The sequence below is a fragment of the Micromonospora sp. NPDC049101 genome (assembly GCF_040648675.1).
Lineage (GTDB): Bacteria > Actinomycetota > Actinomycetes > Mycobacteriales > Micromonosporaceae > Micromonospora.
The window spans coordinates 13,802-31,562 of sequence record NZ_JBEZED010000026.1 but is presented as its reverse complement, the minus strand read 5'-3'; the positions used below and the strand labels follow the sequence as shown (position 1 = coordinate 31,562).

Below are 17,761 nucleotides of genomic sequence, written 5' to 3'. Positions count from 1 at the left end.
TGGCGCCTCCGCGGGTGCAGAGCAAAGGGCAGGCCGAGCGGGGTCGGTCCGACGGTCAGCGGCGCGGGCCGAGGGCCTGGTCGACGGCGCGGCCCAGAGCGGCGACGACCAGGCCGACCGAGGGACGGACCACCGAGTCGTCGGTGCTCACCTCACCAGAGAAGCCGGCTCCGGTGGCGATCTCCTCCAGCCGACGGCGCGCGTCGGCGGCGGTGTCGCCGCTCACCCCGAGCGCGGACTCCATCCGCAGCACCACGACCAGGGTGGCCAGTGCGGCGGTCCGCTCGTCCGGGGCCGCCGCGCCGGCCAGGGCCTCGGCCAGCCGCTGCCGGGTCTCCGCCTCGACGGAGGCGTCCACGACCGGGTAGCGGTGCACGTGGATGAAGCCCAACTCGGTCTCGTCGACGTCGCGGACCACACCCTGGCTGCACAGATCCCCGAGGATCCGGTCCCGCAGGCCGTGCCGCAGGCGCTGCACCCAGGAGGCCGGGCTGTGCGGGGTGTCGGCCGCGACCCGGCCCAACACCTCGTCGGCGACCGGCTCGCCGGTGGGCGTCGGGTCGATCACTGCCAACGATCCGTCGGCGTACGCGATCCGGCCGGCCAGGGCCAGCTCGACCAGCACCGCGGCGGCCATGCCCAGGTCCAGGCTGATTCGCGGCATGGTCGCCTTGCCGGTCGTGTCGTCGTAGGCGAGGAGCAACAACTCCTCGGCGAGCGCAACACCAGTCATGGCCGGAGACGGTAGCGGGTCCGCGCACCACCGCGCACGGACCCGCCCGACCCGGCACCAACCGGGTGCCGCCCTCAGAACCGGGGCATGCCGCCGAACTGGCGGTCACCGGCGTCGCCGAGCCCGGGAACGATGAACATTCGGTCGTTGAGCCCCTCGTCGATCGAGGCCGTGACCAGGCGCAACGGCAGACCGGAGCGTTCCAGCCGCTCGATGCCGACCGGCGCGGCGAGTACGCAGAGCACGGTGATGTCGGTGCAGCCGCGGTCGGCCAGCAGCCGGCAGGAGTGCTCCAGCGAGCCACCGGTGGCCAGCATCGGGTCCAGCACCAGCACCGGCTTCCCGGCCAGGTCGCGGGGCAACGACTCCATGTACGCGCGCGGCTCGTAGGTCTCCTCGTCCCGGGCCAGGCCGACGAAGCCCATCGAGGACTCGGGCAGCAGGCCGAGCGCGGCGTCCGCCATACCCAGGCCGGCCCGCAGCACCGGGACCAGCAGCGGCGGGTTCGCCAGCCGGGTGCCCTCGGTGCCGGTGACCGGCGTCTGCACCGGGTACCGCTCGACGGGGAAGGTACGCGCCGCCTCGTACACCAGCATGGTGGTCAGTTCGTGCAGCGCCGCCCGGAACGTCGAGGAATCGGTGCGCGCGTCCCGCATGGCAGTCAACCTGGACTGGGCCAGCGGGTGGTCAATGACGTGTACGTCCACGATCGCTCAACCTACCGGTCCACCCGGCTCGGCGGTGCGGCCGCGCTCGGACCAGCGACGCCGCTCACGTCCGGCCCACCCGCTGTGAGCAAGATCACTTGGCCTTCCGGTGCGTAGACTTCGGGGCATGACGGCGACAACGACGTCGGCCCGGTCGGAGCTCTCCGAGCTGGGACGATCCGAGACCGCTCTGCGGACCTTCCTGCACGGCCTACCGGGCGTGGACCAGGTCGGCGCGGAGCAGCGGGCGGCACAGCTCGGCACCCGATCCATCAAGACCACCGCCAAGGCCCAGGCGATCGACCTGGCGATCCGCATGGTCGACCTGACCACCCTGGAAGGCGCGGACACCCCGGGCAAGGTGCGCGCGCTCGCCGCGAAGGCGCTGCGCCCGGACCCGGCCGACCCGTCCTGCCCGCACGTCGGCGCGGTCTGCGTCTACCCGGCGATGGTCCCGTACGTCGCCGAGGTGCTGCGGGGCAGCGCCGCCGGGGCCGGGCGGTCAGCCGGCGGACCGGTTGAGGCGGCCGGCGCCGCGCCGGCCGGACCCGGCATCGTTCACCTGGCCAGCGTGGCGACCGCGTTCCCGTCCGGCCAGGCGCCGTTGGAGATCAAGCTGGCCGACACCCGGGCCGCCGTGGCGGCCGGTGCCGACGAGATCGACATGGTGATCAACCGGGGTGCGTTCCTGGCCGGGCGGTACCAGGAGGTCTACGACGAGATCGTGGCCACCAAGAAAGCCTGCGGCGACGCCCACCTCAAGGTGATCCTGGAGACCGGCGAGCTGGCCACCTACGACAACGTGCGGCGGGCCTCCTGGCTGGCCATGCTGGCCGGCGGCGACTTCATCAAGACCTCCACCGGCAAGGTCCCGGTCGCGGCGACGATGCCGGTGACCCTGGTGATGCTGGAGGCGGTCCGTGACTTCCGCGAGGCGACCGGGCGGCAGGTGGGCGTGAAGCCCGCCGGTGGCATCAAGACCACCAAGGACGCCATCAAGTACCTGGTGATGGTCAACGAGACCGTCGGCCCGGACTGGCTCGACCCGGACTGGTTCCGCTTCGGCGCGTCCAGCCTGCTCAACGACCTGCTGATGCAGCGCACCAAGCTGACGACCGGCGTCTACTCCGGTCCCGACTACTTCACCCTGGACTGATAGCCGATGTTCGAATACGCCCCTGCGCCCGAGTCGCGCGCGATCGTCGACCTCAAGCCGTCCTACGGTTTGTTCATCGACGGCGAGTTCGTCGACGGCGAGGATCTCCACAAGACGATCAATCCTGCTTCGGAGGAGGTGCTCGCCGAGGTCACCTGGGCCGGCGCCGCCGACGTCGAGCGCGCGGTACGCGCCGCCCGCAAGGCGTACGACAAGGTCTGGGGCCCGATGTCGGGCCGCGACCGGGCCAAGTACCTGTACCGGATCGCCCGTCTCGTCCAGGAACGCTCCCGCGAGCTGGCCGTCCTGGAATCGCTGGACAACGGCAAGCCGATCCGGGAGAGCCGCGACGTCGACCTGCCGCTGGTCGCCGCGCACTTCTTCTACTACGCGGGCTGGGCCGACAAGCTGGGTCATGCCGGCTTCGGGCCGAACCCGCGGCCGATCGGCGTGGCCGCGCAGGTCATCCCCTGGAACTTCCCGCTGCTGATGCTGGCCTGGAAGATCGCCCCGGCGCTCGCCGCCGGCAACACGGTGGTGCTGAAGCCCGCCGAGACCACCCCGCTGACCGCGCTGCTGTTCGCCGAGATCTGCCAGCAGGCCGACCTGCCGGCCGGTGTGGTCAACATCCTCACCGGCGCCGGCGACACCGGTCGCACACTTGTCGAACACCCCGGCGTGGACAAGGTCGCCTTCACCGGCTCCACCGAGGTCGGCCGGGCCATCGCCCGTTCCGTCGCCGGCACCCGCAAGAAGCTCACCCTGGAGCTGGGCGGCAAGGCCGCCAACATCGTCTTCGACGACGCCCCCATCGACCAGGCCGTCGAGGGCATCGTCAACGGCATCTTCTTCAACCAGGGGCACGTCTGCTGCGCCGGCTCGCGGCTGCTGGTCCAGGAGAACGTCGCCGACCGCGTACTGGAGTCGCTGAAGCGGCGGATGGCCCAACTCCGGGTCGGCGACCCACTGGACAAGAACACCGACGTCGGGGCAATCAACTCCGCCGCCCAGCTGGAACGGATCCGCGAACTGTCCGACGCCGGCTCGGCCGAGGGCGCCGAACGCTGGTCACCGCCGTGCGACCTGCCCGACCGTGGCTTCTGGTTCGCGCCGACCATCTTCACCGGCGTCACCCAGGCCCACCGTGTCGCCCGGGAGGAGATCTTCGGCCCGGTGCTGTCGGTGCTCACCTTCCGCACCCCGGCCGAGGCCGTGGAAAAGGCCAACAACACGCCGTACGGGCTGTCGGCGGGAATCTGGACGGACAAGGGCTCCCGAATCCTGTGGATGGCCGACCGGCTGCGCGCCGGCGTGGTCTGGGCCAACACGTTCAACAAGTTCGACCCCACCTCGCCGTTCGGTGGCTACAAGGAGTCGGGCTACGGTCGCGAGGGCGGCCGGCACGGGCTGGAGGGGTACCTCAATGTCTGAGCGGGTCGCGGTACGCAAGACGTACAAGCTCTTCATCGGCGGGAAGTTCCCGCGCAGCGAGTCGGGACGGTCGTATCTCGTGCAGTCCTCGAATGTGTCACTGGCCTCCCGCAAGGACGCCCGGGACGCGGTGGTCGCCGCCCGCGCCGCCGTGAAGGGCTGGGCCGGTGCGACCGCGTACAACCGGGGTCAGATCCTCTACCGGGCCGCCGAGATGCTGGAGGGCCGCCGCGCGCAGTTCGTCGCCCTCGGCATCCCCGGCGACGAGGTGGACGCCGCGGTCGATCGCTGGGTCTGGTACGCCGGCTGGGCCGACAAGCTCGCCCAGGTCTACGGCGGCGCCAACCCGGTCGCCGGCCCGTACTTCAACATCTCCGCCCCGGAGCCGACCGGTGTGGTCGCGGTGGTCGCTCCGGAACGCCCGGCGCTGCTCGGCCTGGTCAGCGTCATCGCCCCGGCGATCGTCAGCGGCAACACGGTGGTGGTGGCGGCGTCGCCGTCGGAGCCACTGGCGGCGGTGACGCTGGCCGAGGTGCTGGCCACCTCCGACCTGCCCGGCGGGGTGGTCAACATTCTCACTGGCGCGATCACCGAGACCGCGCCGGCGCTGGCGGCCCACATGGACGTCAACGCGATCGACCTGACCGGGGTGACCGACACCGCACTCGCCACCGACCTTGAGGTCAAGGCCGCGGAGAACCTCAAGCGGGTGCTCCGCCCGGCCTCGGCCGACCACGACTGGACCGCCGACCCGGGGGTGGCGCCGATGACCGCGCTGTTGGAGACGAAGACGGTGTGGCACCCCAAGGGGGTGTGATCGTCTTTCTCGGCCTTTGGGTTTTCCGGGGGAGCCCGCCCACTCCGGGCGGTCAGGCTTGATCCCTGCGTGGGCGGGCTCCCCCGGAAAACCTGACGTGGGCCGGGTTCGCCGGCTGGTTCAGCTCAGGGGCACTGCCTCGGGGTGGGTTGCCGGTCGGCGGGCGTCGGCCGCCGGCCCCGCGTCGGCGCCGCCGATCCTGGCTGGTGATCACGGGGGTGGCGGGGTGTTTGATCTCCGTCAAGCCGGTCAACCCCATGATCGCCGCTGGCGTGGGTGGGCGTGGGCAGGGGACGGCCTGGTGGGGTCGGTGGGGGGTCTACTACCGGGGGTAGGATTGGGTGGTGACTCGGTTGGGCGATCTTGAGCGTGCGGTGATGGACGTGCTGTGGGACGTGGTCCCCGGCACGTCGGATGGTGTGACCGTGCGCGAGGTGGCCGACGCGCTCGATGGTCGCGAGCTGGCGTACACCACGGTGATGACAGTGCTGGACCGGCTCGCCGGCAAGGGCATGGTGCAGCGGGAGCGCGAAGGTCGGGCCTGGCGGTACCGTCCAACGGCCAGCCGCGAGGCGCACATCGCTCAACTCATGCTCGACGCCCTGGACCTGGGTGGCAGCCGGGACGCCGCGCTGGTGCGCTTCGCCCGCTCGGTCACTGGCACCGAGGCCGAGGTGCTGCGGGCGGCACTGGGACACGAGGCCGGGCTGGACACCACCGCCGGTGGCACGGGTGCCGCCGGGCCGAACGCGCCGGGCCCGGCCGGGTCGGGTGCCGACCTGACCGACCGGGTGGACGGGCCGGTGGGCCGGCGACCCGCCGGCGAGGCAGCGGAGCGGTAGGGCGCGCGCCATGGCCTACGCCGTGCACTTCGCCGCCACCATGCTGGCCTGCTATCTGACGGCTCAGGTGCTGGCCCGCTCCACCTGGACGTGGCGCAGCCCCCGGGTGGCGATCATCTGTTGGCAGGCTGTCGGGCTGGCGCTGGGCCTCTCCGCGATGGGCCTGCCGATGGCGCTCGGCTTGAGCGCGTACGACCTGCCAACCGGTAGCGCACTGCTCGCCCTGGCCAACGACCTCGCCCACGGCGCCCTGCCGATCGGGGTGGGCACGTTCCACCTGGCCGGCGTCGGCGTGGGCTTCGGCATCGGTGCGGTGCTGGTCACCACGACCGTGCGCAGCATCCACGGCACCGTACGCGCCCAGCGCCGGCACCGGGACCTGCTCTCCCTGGTCGCCCGGGACGACCCGGCCGCACCCGGCGCGCTGGTGCTGGATCATCCGAGTGCCGCCGCGTACTGCCTGCCGGGCGTGAAACCGCAGGTGGTGGTCAGCGCCGGCACACTGAACCTGCTGGACCGGGCCGAGCTGGCCGCGGTGCTCAGCCACGAGCGTGCGCACGCCCACGAGCGGCACGACCTGGTCCTGTTGCCGTTCACCGCGCTGTGCCGCGCGTTGCCGTGGTTCGCCTGGGTCCGCGACGCCCATGAGCGGGTCGCCCTGCTGGTCGAGATGCGCGCCGACGACAAGGCCCGTGAGTTGCACGCCGAGGCCCCGCTGGCGGGGGCCCTGCGCCGGTTCGCCGCCGCCGGTCACCGAATCACCCCGGCGGGCGCGCTGGGCATGGGCGACCGCGATCTTGACGTACGGGTCCAGCGTCTCCTGGTCAGCGACCGGCCGCCCCGGGTGCTCGGCACCACCGCCCTCGCGGTCGCCAGCACGCTTGTCGCCCTCCCGATCTCCCTCTTCCTGAGCTGACCCCGGCGCTCCACCCGAGCTGACCCCAGCGCCACACGCACCCCACACTCGTGCCCGCCCACCCCGCGTTCCCGCGCGCCGCGTTCCCGCGCACCGATCCGAAGATCGCGCTCGATCCAGGTTCTAGTGGCATCCACGGCCCGCCGGCGAGGCCACTACATCCTGGTCAACGCCGTTGCGTTAGGTGGAACGCCAGCACTGCCTCGCCGATCATGGAGTTGTGGTGGGTAACAGAACGCCCGTAAAACCCCCAAAGTCGGCACCACAACTCCATGATCGCCAAGCCGGACCCGACCCGCTCCCCGATCGGGGCACTTCCTCACCCGGGTTGACCCGCCGGGTACAGCCCTGACGCAATCTACTACATGATGTCGTAGACTCACTTACGACGGGGCGTAGTAGTCGGACATGTAGAGAAACTACGTGTAGGGTGGCTACGACAAGGGAGCCAACACTACGGAGAGCCGGCCATGGACACCCTGCTCCTCGCCCGCCTGCAGTTCGCCACTACCACCTCGATCCACTTCCTGTTCGTGGTCGTCACGCTCGGGCTGGTCACCCTGCTGGTCGGGATGCAGACCGCCTGGGTGATCACCGGCAATCCGAAGTGGGAGCGGCTCACGCGCTACTGGGGCCAGCTCTACGTGATCAACTACGTGCTCGGCATCGCCACCGGCATCGTGATGGAGTTCCAGTTCGGGCTGAACTGGAGTGGCCTGTCGCGCTACGTCGGCAACGTCTTCGGCGCGCCGCTGGCCCTGGAGACGCTTGTGGCGTTCTTTCTGGAGTCCACGTTCCTCGGGATGTGGATCTTCGGCTGGCACCAGCTCCGCAAGGGTGTCCACCTCGCGTTGCTGTGGGGCGTGGCGATCACCGCGTACGCGTCGGCGTTCTGGATCATGGTGGCCAACTCCTGGCTGCAGAATCCGGTCGGATACGAGGTCCGCGACGGGATCGCCCACCTCACCGACTTCGGCGCGCTGCTCACCAACCCCACCCTCGGCATGGCGTTCGGTCACGTGGTCTCGGCCGCGTTGCTGGTCGGCGGGATGCTGATGGCGGCGGTCAGCGCCTGGCACCTGCTCCGGCGTACCCCTGACTTCGCGTTCTTCCGCACCTCGCTGCGGATCGGCCTGGTCACCTCGGCCCTGGCGATCTCCCTGGTGCAGGGCTTCGGTTTCGCCCAGTTCGGCCCGGTGGGCGAGGTGCAGCCGACCAAGTTCGGCGGCCAGGGCGCGGAGGCCCAGGCGCTGATCGCCGAGTGGACCGTCCGGTTCGGCCCCGGCGACTACACGCCACCGGTGCTGGCCAGCGTCGGGCTCGGGTTCATGATCCTGACCGGTTTCACCCTCGGCTGCGTCTGGTTCCTGCTGCCCCTGCTCTTCCGCGACTGGATCATCCGGTTGCGCTTCCCGCTCTGGCTGATCCTGTTGGCGCTGCCACTGCCGTTCGTCGCGGTGATCCTCGGTTGGATCTCCCGGGAGGTCGGCCGGCAACCCTGGGTGGCGTACGGGCTGCTCCCCACCGAACAGGCGGTCTCCCCGGTCGGCGCACCGCTGATGCTGGCCTCGCTGATCGGGTTCAGCCTGCTGTTGGGCGCCCTCGCCGTCACCAACTGGGTGCTGCTGGCCCGACACGCCAAGCGCGGCGCGGTCGACCCGGCACTCGGCCGCCCGCCGGCGACGCCCGGCGAGCCGGCCCTTCCCGAACCCGCCCTCGTCTGAGCATCTGAGGAGAAGACCGTGGACCTCGCCTGGTACGCCCTGCTCGGCCTCTTCTTCGCCAGCTACCTGGTGCTCGCCGGCTACGACTACGGCGTCGGGCTGCTGCTCGCGCGGGGCGCAAGCCCCGCCGGGCGGCGGGCCGCGCTCACCGCGCTCGGCCCGTTCTTCCTGGGCAACGAGGTCTGGCTGGTGGCCGCCGTGGGCATCCTGTTCGGCGCGTTTCCGCTGCTGGAGGGCGAGTTGCTCGCCGGCTGCTATCCGGCCGTCGCCGGCGCTCTGGTCGGCGTCATCCTGGTCACCGCCGGGGTGCAACTGCGCAGCCGGCACGCCGACGAGCGGATCCGCGCCCGGTGGGACCGCATCGTGACGATCGGCAGCGCACTCGCCGCACTGGGCTGGGGTGTGGTGCTCGCCGCACTGTTGCAGGGCGTACCCCGCCAGGCCGACGGGCACGTCGCCGGGGTGGCGCACCTCGCCACCCCGTTCGCGGCCGCCGCCGGGCTGGCCATGGTCGCTCTGGTCGCGGCACACGGCGCGACCTTCCTCGCCCTGCGTCTGCCGGCCGCCGAGGCCGCCGTGCTCGGCCGCACCGCCCGCCGGCTGGTGCGGGTGGCGCTCACCGCGGTCGCGCTGGCCACCGTCGTGGGCCTGCTGTCTGCCCGGGTACGCGACGCGGTCCAGCGGCCGGCGGTGGCCGTACTCCTGCCGGTGCTCCTCGTGGTGGCGCTGCTGGCGGCCCGCGCGGCGCTGGCGCGGCGGCGGCCGGGGTGGGCTCTGGTCGCCACCGGTGCCGCCCTGGCGCTGCCGGTGGTGCTGGTCGGCGCAGCCCTCTGGCCCTACGTGCTGGTGTCCACGACCGACCCGGGTGCCTCGCTGACGGTGGCCGACGCGGCCGCCAGCGCACCGACACTGCGGCTGCTGGGCTGGGTGGCGCTGCCGCTCCTTCCGGCCCTACTAGGCTTCCAGGCGATGTGCTGGTGGGTTTTCCGAGGACGGACCGACGGTAGGGCACCGGTGTACTGGTGAACCGCCGTCCGTTCGACCCGCGTCTGCTGCGCCGGGTCCCCGCGGCCCGGCGCGATCTTGCCGTGCTCGCGCTGCTGGGTGTGGTCGCCGCCGGGTTGATCGTGGCGCAGGCCACCGCGCTCGCGTCGGTGCTGGCCACCGCCGTCGACGGTCGGCTGGATCGGCAGGCGTTGGCCGGCTTCGTGGTCGCGGTCGCGGCCCGCTCGGCGCTGGTCTGGGCCCAGGGCACGTTCTCGGCGCGGGTCGCCGCCACGGTCAAGGCCGTGCTGCGGGCCGACCTGCTCGGCGCGGTGGGCCGGCACGGCCCCGGCTGGGTGGCCGGGCAGCGGGCCGGTCAGCTCGCCACCCTGGCCGGGCGCGGGTTGGACGCGTTGGACGCCTACTTCACCGGGTACCTGCCGCAGTTGGTGCTCAGCGTGACAGTGCCGCTGGCGGTGCTGGCCCGGGTCGTCTTCGCCGACTGGAGTTCGGCGGTGATCATCGCGCTCACCCTGCCGCTGATCCCGGTCTTCGGCGCACTGCTCGGCTGGCAGGCGCAGGCCGCCACCGAACGGCAGTGGCGCCGACTGTCGCTGCTCGGCGGGCACTTCCTGGACATGGTCGCCGGGCTGCCCACGCTGCGCGCGTTCGGGCGTGCCCGGGCGCAGACCGACGTGGTACGCCGGATGGCCGACGGGCACCGCGTGGCCACCATGAAGACGCTGCGGATCGCGTTCCTGTCCGCGCTGGTGCTGGAGCTGGTCGCCACCCTCTCGGTGGCCCTGGTCGCGGTGCCGGTCGGCATCCGGTTGCTCGGCGGCGGGCTGGCCCTGCAGACCGCGCTGCTGGTGCTGCTGCTCACCCCGGAGGCGTACCTGCCGCTGCGCTCCGCCGGCAGCCGCTTCCACGCCAGCATGGAGGGGCTCGCCGCGCTGGACGAGGCACTGACCATCTCGGCCGCGCCCGCCGCACCCCGGGCCGCCGAGGGCGCCACCACCCCGGACGCGCGACGCGAGATCCGGTTCGAGAGGGTGACCGTGGCGTACGAGCGGACCACCGCGCTGCGCGACGTGACCCTGACCATCCGGCCCGGCGAACGGATCGCCGTCATCGGGCCCAGCGGCGCCGGCAAGAGCACCCTGCTCGGCCTGCTGCTCGGTTTCGTGACCCCGACCAGCGGCCGGGTCACCGTGGACGGGGTCGACCTCGCCACCGCCGACCTGGACGCCTGGCGTCGGCAGCTCGCCTGGGTGCCGCAACGGGCCCACCTCTTCGCCGCCTCGCTGGCCGACAACATCCGGCTCGGCGCACCGGACACCCCCGCTGACGCACTCGCCGCCGCGGTGCACGACGCCGCCCTGGACGACGTGGTGGCCGGTCTGCCGGACGGCCTGGACACTCTGCTCGGCGAACGCGGCCACGGGCTGTCCAGCGGGCAGCGGCAGCGGGTCGCGCTGGCGCGGGCATTCCTGCGTGCCGCACCTGTGGTGTTGCTCGACGAACCCACCGCCCGACTGGACACCGCGGCCGAGGCGGTGGTGCTCGACGCCACCCGCCGGCTGGTCGCCGGGCGCACCGCGCTGCTTGTCGCACACCGACCGGCGCTGCTCGCCGACGCCGACCGGATCCTGCGTGTCGAGGACGGTCGGGTCACCGAGCTGACGCCCGAGCCCACCGGAGGGGCGCCCCGATGACCGCGGCACACGGACCGGACCCGGCAGACGCGCAGCCGGCCGCCGCCGCACCGGCCGGGCAGGCCAGCTCCGACGCCACCCTGGACGGACGGGCCAGCGCCGCCGACGCACCGGGCGGGCGGGCCGGCGCCGAGCGGGCCGTGTTGCGGTTGGCCCGGCCGTACCTGGGCCGCCTCGTTGGTGCCGGGCTGCTCGCGGCCGCCACCGAGTTCGCCGGGCTGGCCCTGATGGCCACGGCCACCTGGCTGTTGATGAGCGCCGCCGGTCAGCCCCCACTGGACCGGCTCACCGTGGCGATCGTCGCGGTCCGGGCGCTGGCGATCAGTCGGGGCGTGTTGCGCTACACCGAACGGCTCGCCGGGCACGACGCGGTGCTCCGCATGATCACCGACGTCCGGGCCCAGGTGTTCGCCACCCTCGCGGCCCGCCGCAGCGCCGTACACCGCTCGGGGGACGTGCTGAGCCGGCTGGTCTCCGACGTCGAGGCGGTTCAGGATCTGCTGCTGCGGGTGCTGGTCCCGGGCTCGGCGGCGGCCCTGGTCGGTGTGCTGGCGGTCGCCGGGGCCGCGTTGATCTCGCCGCCGGCCGCCGGGGCGCTCGCCGCCGGGCTGCTGGTTGCCGGCGTGGCGCTGCCCGCGCTGGCCACCGTGGTCACCCGCCGCAGCGCGGCCGAGGTGGCCCCGCTGCGCGGCGCGCTGGCCACCGACGCGATCGACCTGACCCACGGCGCCGCCGACCTGGCCGCCTTCGGGGCGACCGACGGCATGCTGCGCGTCGCCGAACAGCGCGCCCGCCGGCTGGCCCGGCTGGAACGCCGGCTGGCCGCCACCGGGTTCGCGGTGGACGCGGCCGGGGTGCTGACCGCCGGGGTGACCGCCGCGGCGGTGGTGCTGGCCGCGCTGGCCGCCGACGTGCCGGGGGTGCTGGTGGGCGTCCTGGCCGTCGGCGCACTGGCCGCCGTCGAGGTGACGCTGGCGCTGGTCGCGGCGGCCCGACAGTGGACGCAACTGCGTCCCGGCCTGGCCCGGGTGGCCGCGCTGCTCGACCCGGGCCCGCCGGCTCGCCCGGCCACGGACGGCAGCACCGACCTGACCGGTCCACACGAGCTGCGCTTCGACGACGTGACGGTGCGGTACCGGGCCGGCGCGGCGCCCGCCCTGGACGGCGTCAGCCTGGACCTGCCGGCCGGACGCCGGATCGCGGTGGTCGGCCCGAGCGGCGCCGGCAAGAGCACCCTGGCCGCCGTGCTGACCGGCACCGTCCGGCCGGTGTCCGGCCGGGTCACCCTGAACGGTCAGGACCTGTCGGCGTACGCCGCGGAGGCGCTGCCCCGCGCGGTCGGCGGGCTGCTCGCCGAGGCGTACGTCTTCCACGCCACGGTGCGGGAGAACCTGCTGCTCGGGCGCGCCGGGGCGGGCGAGGAGGAGTTGGGCGCCGCCACCGCCGCCGCCGGTCTGCTGGAGTGGGTACGCGCCCAGCCGGCCGGCTGGGACACGCTTGTCGGCGAGGAGGGCGGGCAGCTCTCCGGTGGCCAGCGGCAACGGCTGGCCCTCGCCCGGGCCCTGCTCGCCGCGCCGCCCGTGCTGGTGCTCGACGAGCCCACCGAGGGGCTGGACCCGGCCGCCGCGGACGCGGTGCTCGCGTCCGCTCTCGCCGCCACCCCCGTCGGGCACTCGGTGCTGCTGATCAGCCACCGGCTCAGCGGGCTGGCCGGGCTGGACGAGATCGTCGTCCTCGACGCCGGGCGGGTGATCCAGCGGGGTCGGCACACCGAGCTGGTCGCCACCGACGGCTGGTACCGGGACCAGTGGCTGCTTCAGGCGGCGGCCGAACGGGGTTACCTGGCGCTCGCCCCCTGACCGACTCTTCCGGGACGGACCAGGGTTCCCCCCGAGGCCGGTGTGGTGAAGTCGTGGCAGGGTGGTGCCATGCCGCGCTGTGAGGACGTGTTAGTCGACGAACACCTGCGGGAGTTGGCTGCCCGCCTGCAGGGGCCGGCGCGGCTCAAGACCGACCTGCTGACCGAGGCCCGGCACGGGCTGCTGGACGCCGTCGAGGCGTACCAGGAGAGCGGTGTGCCCCCCACCGAGGCGCAGCGCCGGGCGGTGGCCGAGTTCGGCTCACCGGCGCAGTTGCTGCCCTCCTGGCAGTCGGAGCTGGCGGTGGGCGCGCTGCGCGGCCTCTCCCTGCGGATGTTTGCCGTCGCCGGGGTCGGGATCGCCGCGGGCGACCTGACCTGGCGCGGGGCGAGCTGGAGCGACGGCCCCCGCCCGCCGGCCGGTTACGTGCTGCTCTCCCACTCGGTCGACTGGATCTGGATGGGCACGTTGCTGGTCGCGGTGGCCGGTCTGCTGGTGGTCGCGGTGAGCGCCAGGTCGCCACGACCGGGCCTGGCCGTGGCGCAACGCGCGGTGGGCGCCGGCCTGACCGGTCTGCTGGCGCTTGGCATGGTGGCCGGCTGCGCCCTCTTCACCTGGTCACTCAACCTCTGGGACGAGGCGCTGCGCTGGCCGCCGATGTTCATCGGTGCGGTGCTGGTGGGCGGGGCGTACTTCTCGCTGACCCGCGCCACGCGCGGGTGGCTGCTGGCCGTCGCCCGCTGACCCGGGCCCGGGAGGGTCAGGCCGGGGTGCCGGGTGGGCTGCCGGGACCGAGGAACCGGCCGACGGTCAGTTGGAACTCGTGCCAGCCGGCGCGCTCCCCGGCCAGCGCCCGGCGGCCGGAGTCGGTGAGCTGGTACGTCCGCCGTTCCCGACCGTTGACCGTGCTCCAGGTGCTCGCCACGTGCCCCGCGCGTTCCAGGCGACGTAGCGCCGGATAGATGGTGCCGGTGGGCAGGTCCAAGCTGCCGTCGCTGCGCTCGCGCAGCGCCTCGATGATGGCGTAGCCGTGCTGCTCGCCCTGCTCCAGCACGGCGAGCAGCAGAGCGTCGAGATGGCCGTGCAACGACTGGGCCTTCATACGTAGCTACGCTACTTGTCGAACGGCCGCTTCGCCAGCGGCAGCCACCAGCAGGTCGAACCCACGCGCCAACCGACCACCGGGGTGCGGGCATCGGTCACCCAGGGCCGCCGACTAGGGTATGTGCCCAGAGTCACTCGTCGGTCAGAGACCCCGGCGGGTGGGCAACCCGAAGCACACGGAGGTCAGCGTGGCCCGCCAGTCGCCCCAACGGCCCGACGCCGACGAGCCCGAGCTCGACGACACCACCGGCGCGGCCGAGCCAGATCAGGCCGAGGAGACCGACCGCGCGTCGGCCCCGGTCGACCGTTCACTCTGGGACGAGCTGCGCATCGATCCGGTGGAGATCGCCCTGCCCGCCGGCACCGGCTTCACGCTGCGGGCGTACCGGCCGGCCAGCTCGCTGACCCCGACCGACGTCACCGAGCGCGACCAGGACGACCCGTTCCTCGCCCGCCGCCAGGTCGTCGAGGAGGAGGACGACGAGACAGTCGTCATCCTCGACGAGGAGCTGGCCGACGAGTTCGCCGACAGCGACGAGGACGAGTCGACGGGCCGCCGTGCCACCGGCAAGGCCGAGGACGAGACCGAGGCCGACGAGGCCGTCACGGACGAGGCGGACGACGAGGAGGTGCCGGTCTTCCTCAGCAACCGGGGCAAGCTGCTGCTGTTCAAGACCCCCGAGTCGTTGGTCAGTTTCATCCGGTCCGGTGCTCCCAACGATCTGTCCCAACTGGACAGCTGGAATGAATTGTCCGAACGGGTGGAGCCGGCCGACATCGCTCCGCTCGACGAGGACGCCTACGAACTCGACCTGGTCGTGGAGAATCTGCGCGGCGGGCACGACACCTGGGATTCGACCCTGCTGATCGAGGCTGGCGAGATCGCGCGGGACATCTCGTACGCATTGCGGCTGCCTGCGGTACTCGACATGCTCTCCGCCGGCTCCAGCCTGGACGACCTGGACGAGGCGCTGCGCGCCACCACCAACGGCGGGATCGGCGCTTTCATGGGTCGCCGGCGGCTGAAGAAGATCGGAGCACAGACCGCGAGTTTGGGTTGGCGCACCATTGTCGGCAAGATCTCTGCGGTGGTGGACTGGCGCGACTGACCCGTACCGGGGAGCATCAGTTGCTGGCAGAGGAAAGACCTGTCCCGGGAGGAGGACGACGCCGTGGCGCTCGTGCGCGTTTACTGCGGTCTGGCCTCGGCGGATCCGGCTGACCGACCGGCCTCCGCCGGTTCGACGCTGACGTCCGCTGTGGTCGACGACGCAGGCCGTCTGCTGCATGTCTGCGAGATCAGCGATGACGCCGCTGGCTACGCCCAGCTCGTCGCGCTGCTCGTGGAGCGGTCGGGCGGGCCGAGCGGTGCGGCCATCGCCGCCGACAGCGACGACCACACGGTCACCTCGCTGTTGAGCGCGGCGGGTCGACCGTTGGCCATCGCCGACGACGACTCGGTGGACGACTTCGCCGAGCGGTTCGCCGATGACGACTCGTTGGAGGAGATGCAGTCGCCTCCGGCCGAACGACGGGCCGTCGGCCTGGCCCGCGCGTTGCAGGCGGGCGCGCTCTCCGCGGTCACCCTGCCGGCGCCCCGGGACCTGGCCGGCTACAAGCAGGTGCTCTCCGCGCACGCCGCGCTGGCCAGCGGTCGGCACTCCGCCGCCGTGGCGCTGCGCGAGGTGCTGCGTGAGCTCTACCCGGCGGCGCTGCGCGCGTACCCGGATCCGGCCGAGCCGGTCTCGCTGGCGGTGCTGGACGCGCTGCCCGAGCCGGGCATGCTCGGCGGCACCGTCGCCCGGGGCCGCGAGGTGTCCGTCGCGGCGGATGCCATCGCCGCGCACCTCGCCGCCGACGGGGTCGCCGACGCCGAGGAGATCAACGAGGCGGTCACCGCGCTGCGGGTCGCCATCTCCGAGACGCCGCGCCGCGCCGCGGTCAACCGGGCGCTCACGTCCGCGGTGGCCGAGACGGTCCGTCAGGCCGTGGCCTCCGTGCGGGCCTGCGACGCGGGGTGTGAGGCGCTGGTCAGCGCGCTCAGCTCCCGGGTCAGCACGCCCGTCCAGGCGCCCGGTCGCCGGGCCGCTGCCCGCCGTGGCGAGACGGTCGGCGAGTTGACCGGTCTGGCCGGCAACAACGCGGGGCTGACCGGTCTGGCCGGCACCGGTGCCGGTCTGCGGTCGGTCCGACCCACCCCGCCCGCGGTCGACCCCGCACCGGCCGTCGGTCGGCGCAGCCGCCCCGAGCCGATCCCCGGTAACGCACCGCTGGCATCGCCCCGCCCACTCGGGCCGCCACCGGTCGCCCCGCCGCCGGTCACGCCGCCGCCGGTGGCACCCGCGCCGATGGCCCCGGCGGCGATGGCCGGCCCGCCGTCGTCCACGCTGCCCGGGCGCACCGATCCGATGCCCAACCGGATCGACGGCCCGACCAACCGACCGGTGTCGTCTCCGCCTCCTCCGCCGCCCGGGATCACCCCGATCGCACCCGCGCAGCGGGGCATGGTGCCGCCGGCCGAGGCCGGTGAGCCGTTCCGGCCGACGCTGACCACCGCCGCGATCAACCACGCCCGCGCGGAGCGGCAGCGCACGGTCATCCCGCCGCGTCCCAAGACCAACGGCGAGCCCCGGCCGAGCCACCTGCAACGCCCGGTCGAGGAGCCGCCGACGGGCGGGTTCAGCGCCACCGATCTCAGCATTCCGGTGCCGACGCCCCGGCCTGGTCAGGAGTCGGCGCCACCCGGCTCCCGGGCCAACTGGCCGCTTGTCAACAACCCGGAGGACCCGGCCGACAGCTCGCCGAACAACCCGGCTCCCTACTCGTACGGTGGTGGCCGCGGCATCGACGCGCCGACCGACCCGGGTCGCGCCGACGGTCGGGTCACCCCGCCCTGGTTGGCGGACGACCTGCCCCAGGAGCCCCCCATGCTGCGGCTGGTGGAGCCACCGCCGCTCGCTGACCGGGCGCTGCGCGAAGGGCTCAACCCGCCGGCCGACGCGCACCTGGAGACGCCGCCGTTGCGGTTGGTCGACCGGGAGCAGGCCGCTCGCGGCGGTCGAGCGGCCGCGCGCACCGACCGCACCGCGGAGCACCGGCCGGCACCCCCGGTGGAGCACCGGCCACCTCCGCTGGAGCGCCGATCGCCTCCGGTCGAGCACCGCCCGCCACCGGTCGCCGACGAGGGCGACGGCGACCTGCTGATCTTCGCGCAGGCCAAGTCGGCCTGGTTCGTCGGTCAGGCCGAGGAGTCCGACCTGGACTGGTCGACCACTGCCGACACCGGCTGGCAGGCCGCCGAGCAGGCAGCGCGTCCCGCGGTGGGTGCCGAGACCAACGCCGGGCTGCCGAAGCGCGTGCCACAGGCCAACCTGGTCCCTGGTTCTCCGCTGCGCGAGGAGCGCCCGTTGCGGATAGTGCGTGATGCGGCGAGCCTCGCGGAGAACACCACAGGCTACTTCCGTGGTTGGCGTCGCGGGCAGGAGATCGGCGGCTTCGCGGTGGGTGGTCGGCCCGGCCGCGAGGCGGCCGGCGGCTGGGACTTCAGCCGCGACCACGGCGACCGTGACGACGACCGGGAGTACGAGTACCGCTCCGCCGGTTACCAGTCCTGACCGCACCCGCCTCTGCCGTCCACGAACGCGCCCCCAGTCAGCTGACTGGGGGCGCGTTCGCGTCAGCGCGATGCGGACACGACAACGCCGCTCCTCGAAGATCGTGGAAGAGCTGCGCCTCGCAGGGGCAGACGCCTTCCAGATCTCGAGAAGCGGCGC

General features: G+C 73.2%; 15 protein-coding genes. 12 read left to right on the top strand and 3 right to left on the bottom strand.

The annotated features are described in order from the left end of the window. Positions 1 to 55: 55 nt before the first annotated feature. Together AB0B57_RS28540 and upp are read right to left on the bottom strand one after the other, a co-directional pair. Positions 56 to 733 (bottom strand): GPP34 family phosphoprotein, encoded by a 678-nt coding sequence (locus AB0B57_RS28540; protein ID WP_357076374.1) that lies wholly within the window; start codon positions 731 to 733, stop codon positions 56 to 58. A gap of 74 nt (positions 734 to 807) precedes the next feature. Continuing rightward, a complete protein-coding gene (upp, locus tag AB0B57_RS28535; protein ID WP_204943317.1) occupies positions 808 to 1,440 on the bottom strand; it encodes a uracil phosphoribosyltransferase in 633 nt (210 codons plus the stop codon). A 127-nt stretch (positions 1,441 to 1,567) separates the two neighbouring features. On the opposite strand from upp, the gene deoC reads away from it, so the two are divergent. From deoC to AB0B57_RS28485, 10 genes are all read left to right on the top strand, one after another. Continuing rightward, positions 1,568 to 2,596 carry a deoxyribose-phosphate aldolase gene (deoC, locus tag AB0B57_RS28530; protein ID WP_357076370.1) on the top strand — a complete coding sequence of 343 codons (1,029 nt, stop codon included), beginning with the start codon at positions 1,568 to 1,570 and terminating at the stop codon, positions 2,594 to 2,596. A gap of 6 nt (positions 2,597 to 2,602) precedes the next feature. Then, positions 2,603 to 4,027, top strand: coding sequence for an aldehyde dehydrogenase family protein (locus AB0B57_RS28525; protein ID WP_357076367.1), 1,425 nt, complete (start codon positions 2,603 to 2,605; stop codon positions 4,025 to 4,027). Beyond that, complete coding sequence (locus AB0B57_RS28520; protein ID WP_357076364.1) at positions 4,020 to 4,844, top strand: aldehyde dehydrogenase family protein; 825 nt, start codon at positions 4,020 to 4,022, stop codon at positions 4,842 to 4,844. Before AB0B57_RS28525 ends, AB0B57_RS28520 begins: the two co-directional genes overlap by 8 nt. A 344-nt stretch (positions 4,845 to 5,188) precedes the next feature. Continuing rightward, a complete protein-coding gene (locus AB0B57_RS28515; protein ID WP_357076361.1) occupies positions 5,189 to 5,686 on the top strand; it encodes a BlaI/MecI/CopY family transcriptional regulator in 498 nt (165 codons plus the stop codon). A gap of 10 nt (positions 5,687 to 5,696) precedes the next feature. Beyond that, positions 5,697 to 6,602, top strand: coding sequence for a M56 family metallopeptidase (locus AB0B57_RS28510; RefSeq protein ID WP_357076358.1), 906 nt, complete (start codon positions 5,697 to 5,699; stop codon positions 6,600 to 6,602). 470 nt (positions 6,603 to 7,072) lie between these two features. After that, entirely contained in the window at positions 7,073 to 8,326 is a 1,254-nt protein-coding gene (locus AB0B57_RS28505; protein WP_357076355.1) for a cytochrome ubiquinol oxidase subunit I, read from the top strand. A gap of 18 nt (positions 8,327 to 8,344) precedes the next feature. Further along, entirely contained in the window at positions 8,345 to 9,352 is a 1,008-nt protein-coding gene (locus AB0B57_RS28500) for a cytochrome d ubiquinol oxidase subunit II (protein WP_357076352.1), read from the top strand. Then, on the top strand, positions 9,349 to 11,025 hold the full coding sequence (gene cydD, locus AB0B57_RS28495) for a thiol reductant ABC exporter subunit CydD (protein ID WP_357076349.1): 1,677 nt from the start codon (positions 9,349 to 9,351) through the stop codon (positions 11,023 to 11,025). Before AB0B57_RS28500 ends, cydD begins: the two co-directional genes overlap by 4 nt. Then, complete coding sequence (gene cydC, locus AB0B57_RS28490; protein ID WP_357076346.1) at positions 11,022 to 12,884, top strand: thiol reductant ABC exporter subunit CydC; 1,863 nt, start codon at positions 11,022 to 11,024, stop codon at positions 12,882 to 12,884. Before cydD ends, cydC begins: the two co-directional genes overlap by 4 nt. A 69-nt stretch (positions 12,885 to 12,953) precedes the next feature. Next, entirely contained in the window at positions 12,954 to 13,628 is a 675-nt protein-coding gene (locus tag AB0B57_RS28485) for a permease prefix domain 1-containing protein (protein ID WP_357076343.1), read from the top strand. 16 nt (positions 13,629 to 13,644) lie between these two features. On the opposite strand, the gene AB0B57_RS28480 is transcribed toward AB0B57_RS28485, so the two are convergent. Then, positions 13,645 to 13,986: a helix-turn-helix transcriptional regulator gene (locus tag AB0B57_RS28480; protein WP_357076340.1), complete on the bottom strand. Its 342-nt coding sequence runs from the start codon at positions 13,984 to 13,986 to the stop codon at positions 13,645 to 13,647. 160 nt (positions 13,987 to 14,146) lie between these two features. Between AB0B57_RS28480 and AB0B57_RS28475 the strand changes: the two genes are divergently transcribed. Together AB0B57_RS28475 and AB0B57_RS28470 are read left to right on the top strand one after the other, a co-directional pair. After that, the gene (locus AB0B57_RS28475) at positions 14,147 to 15,097 is read left to right on the top strand and encodes a DNA primase (protein WP_357076338.1); all 951 of its coding nucleotides are present in this window, start codon (positions 14,147 to 14,149) and stop codon (positions 15,095 to 15,097) included. A gap of 39 nt (positions 15,098 to 15,136) precedes the next feature. Further along, positions 15,137 to 17,602, top strand: coding sequence for a transposase (locus tag AB0B57_RS28470; protein WP_357076589.1), 2,466 nt, complete (start codon positions 15,137 to 15,139; stop codon positions 17,600 to 17,602). The last annotated feature ends 159 nt before the right edge of the window (positions 17,603 to 17,761 follow it).

Bases quoted from the DNA above. Each gene is read 5' to 3' on its own strand.
- AB0B57_RS28540 (WP_357076374.1), bottom strand. From the start codon at position 733: ATGACTGGTGTTGCGCTCGCCGAGGAGTTGTTGCTCCTCGCCTACGAC.
- deoC (WP_357076370.1), top strand. From the start codon at position 1,568: ATGACGGCGACAACGACGTCGGCCCGGTCGGAGCTCTCCGAGCTGGGA.
- AB0B57_RS28525 (WP_357076367.1), top strand. From the start codon at position 2,603: ATGTTCGAATACGCCCCTGCGCCCGAGTCGCGCGCGATCGTCGACCTC.
- AB0B57_RS28520 (WP_357076364.1), top strand. From the start codon at position 4,020: ATGTCTGAGCGGGTCGCGGTACGCAAGACGTACAAGCTCTTCATCGGC.
- AB0B57_RS28510 (WP_357076358.1), top strand. From the start codon at position 5,697: ATGGCCTACGCCGTGCACTTCGCCGCCACCATGCTGGCCTGCTATCTG.
- AB0B57_RS28505 (WP_357076355.1), top strand. From the start codon at position 7,073: ATGGACACCCTGCTCCTCGCCCGCCTGCAGTTCGCCACTACCACCTCG.
- cydC (WP_357076346.1), top strand. From the start codon at position 11,022: ATGACCGCGGCACACGGACCGGACCCGGCAGACGCGCAGCCGGCCGCC.
- AB0B57_RS28485 (WP_357076343.1), top strand. From the start codon at position 12,954: ATGCCGCGCTGTGAGGACGTGTTAGTCGACGAACACCTGCGGGAGTTG.
- AB0B57_RS28480 (WP_357076340.1), bottom strand. From the start codon at position 13,986: ATGAAGGCCCAGTCGTTGCACGGCCATCTCGACGCTCTGCTGCTCGCC.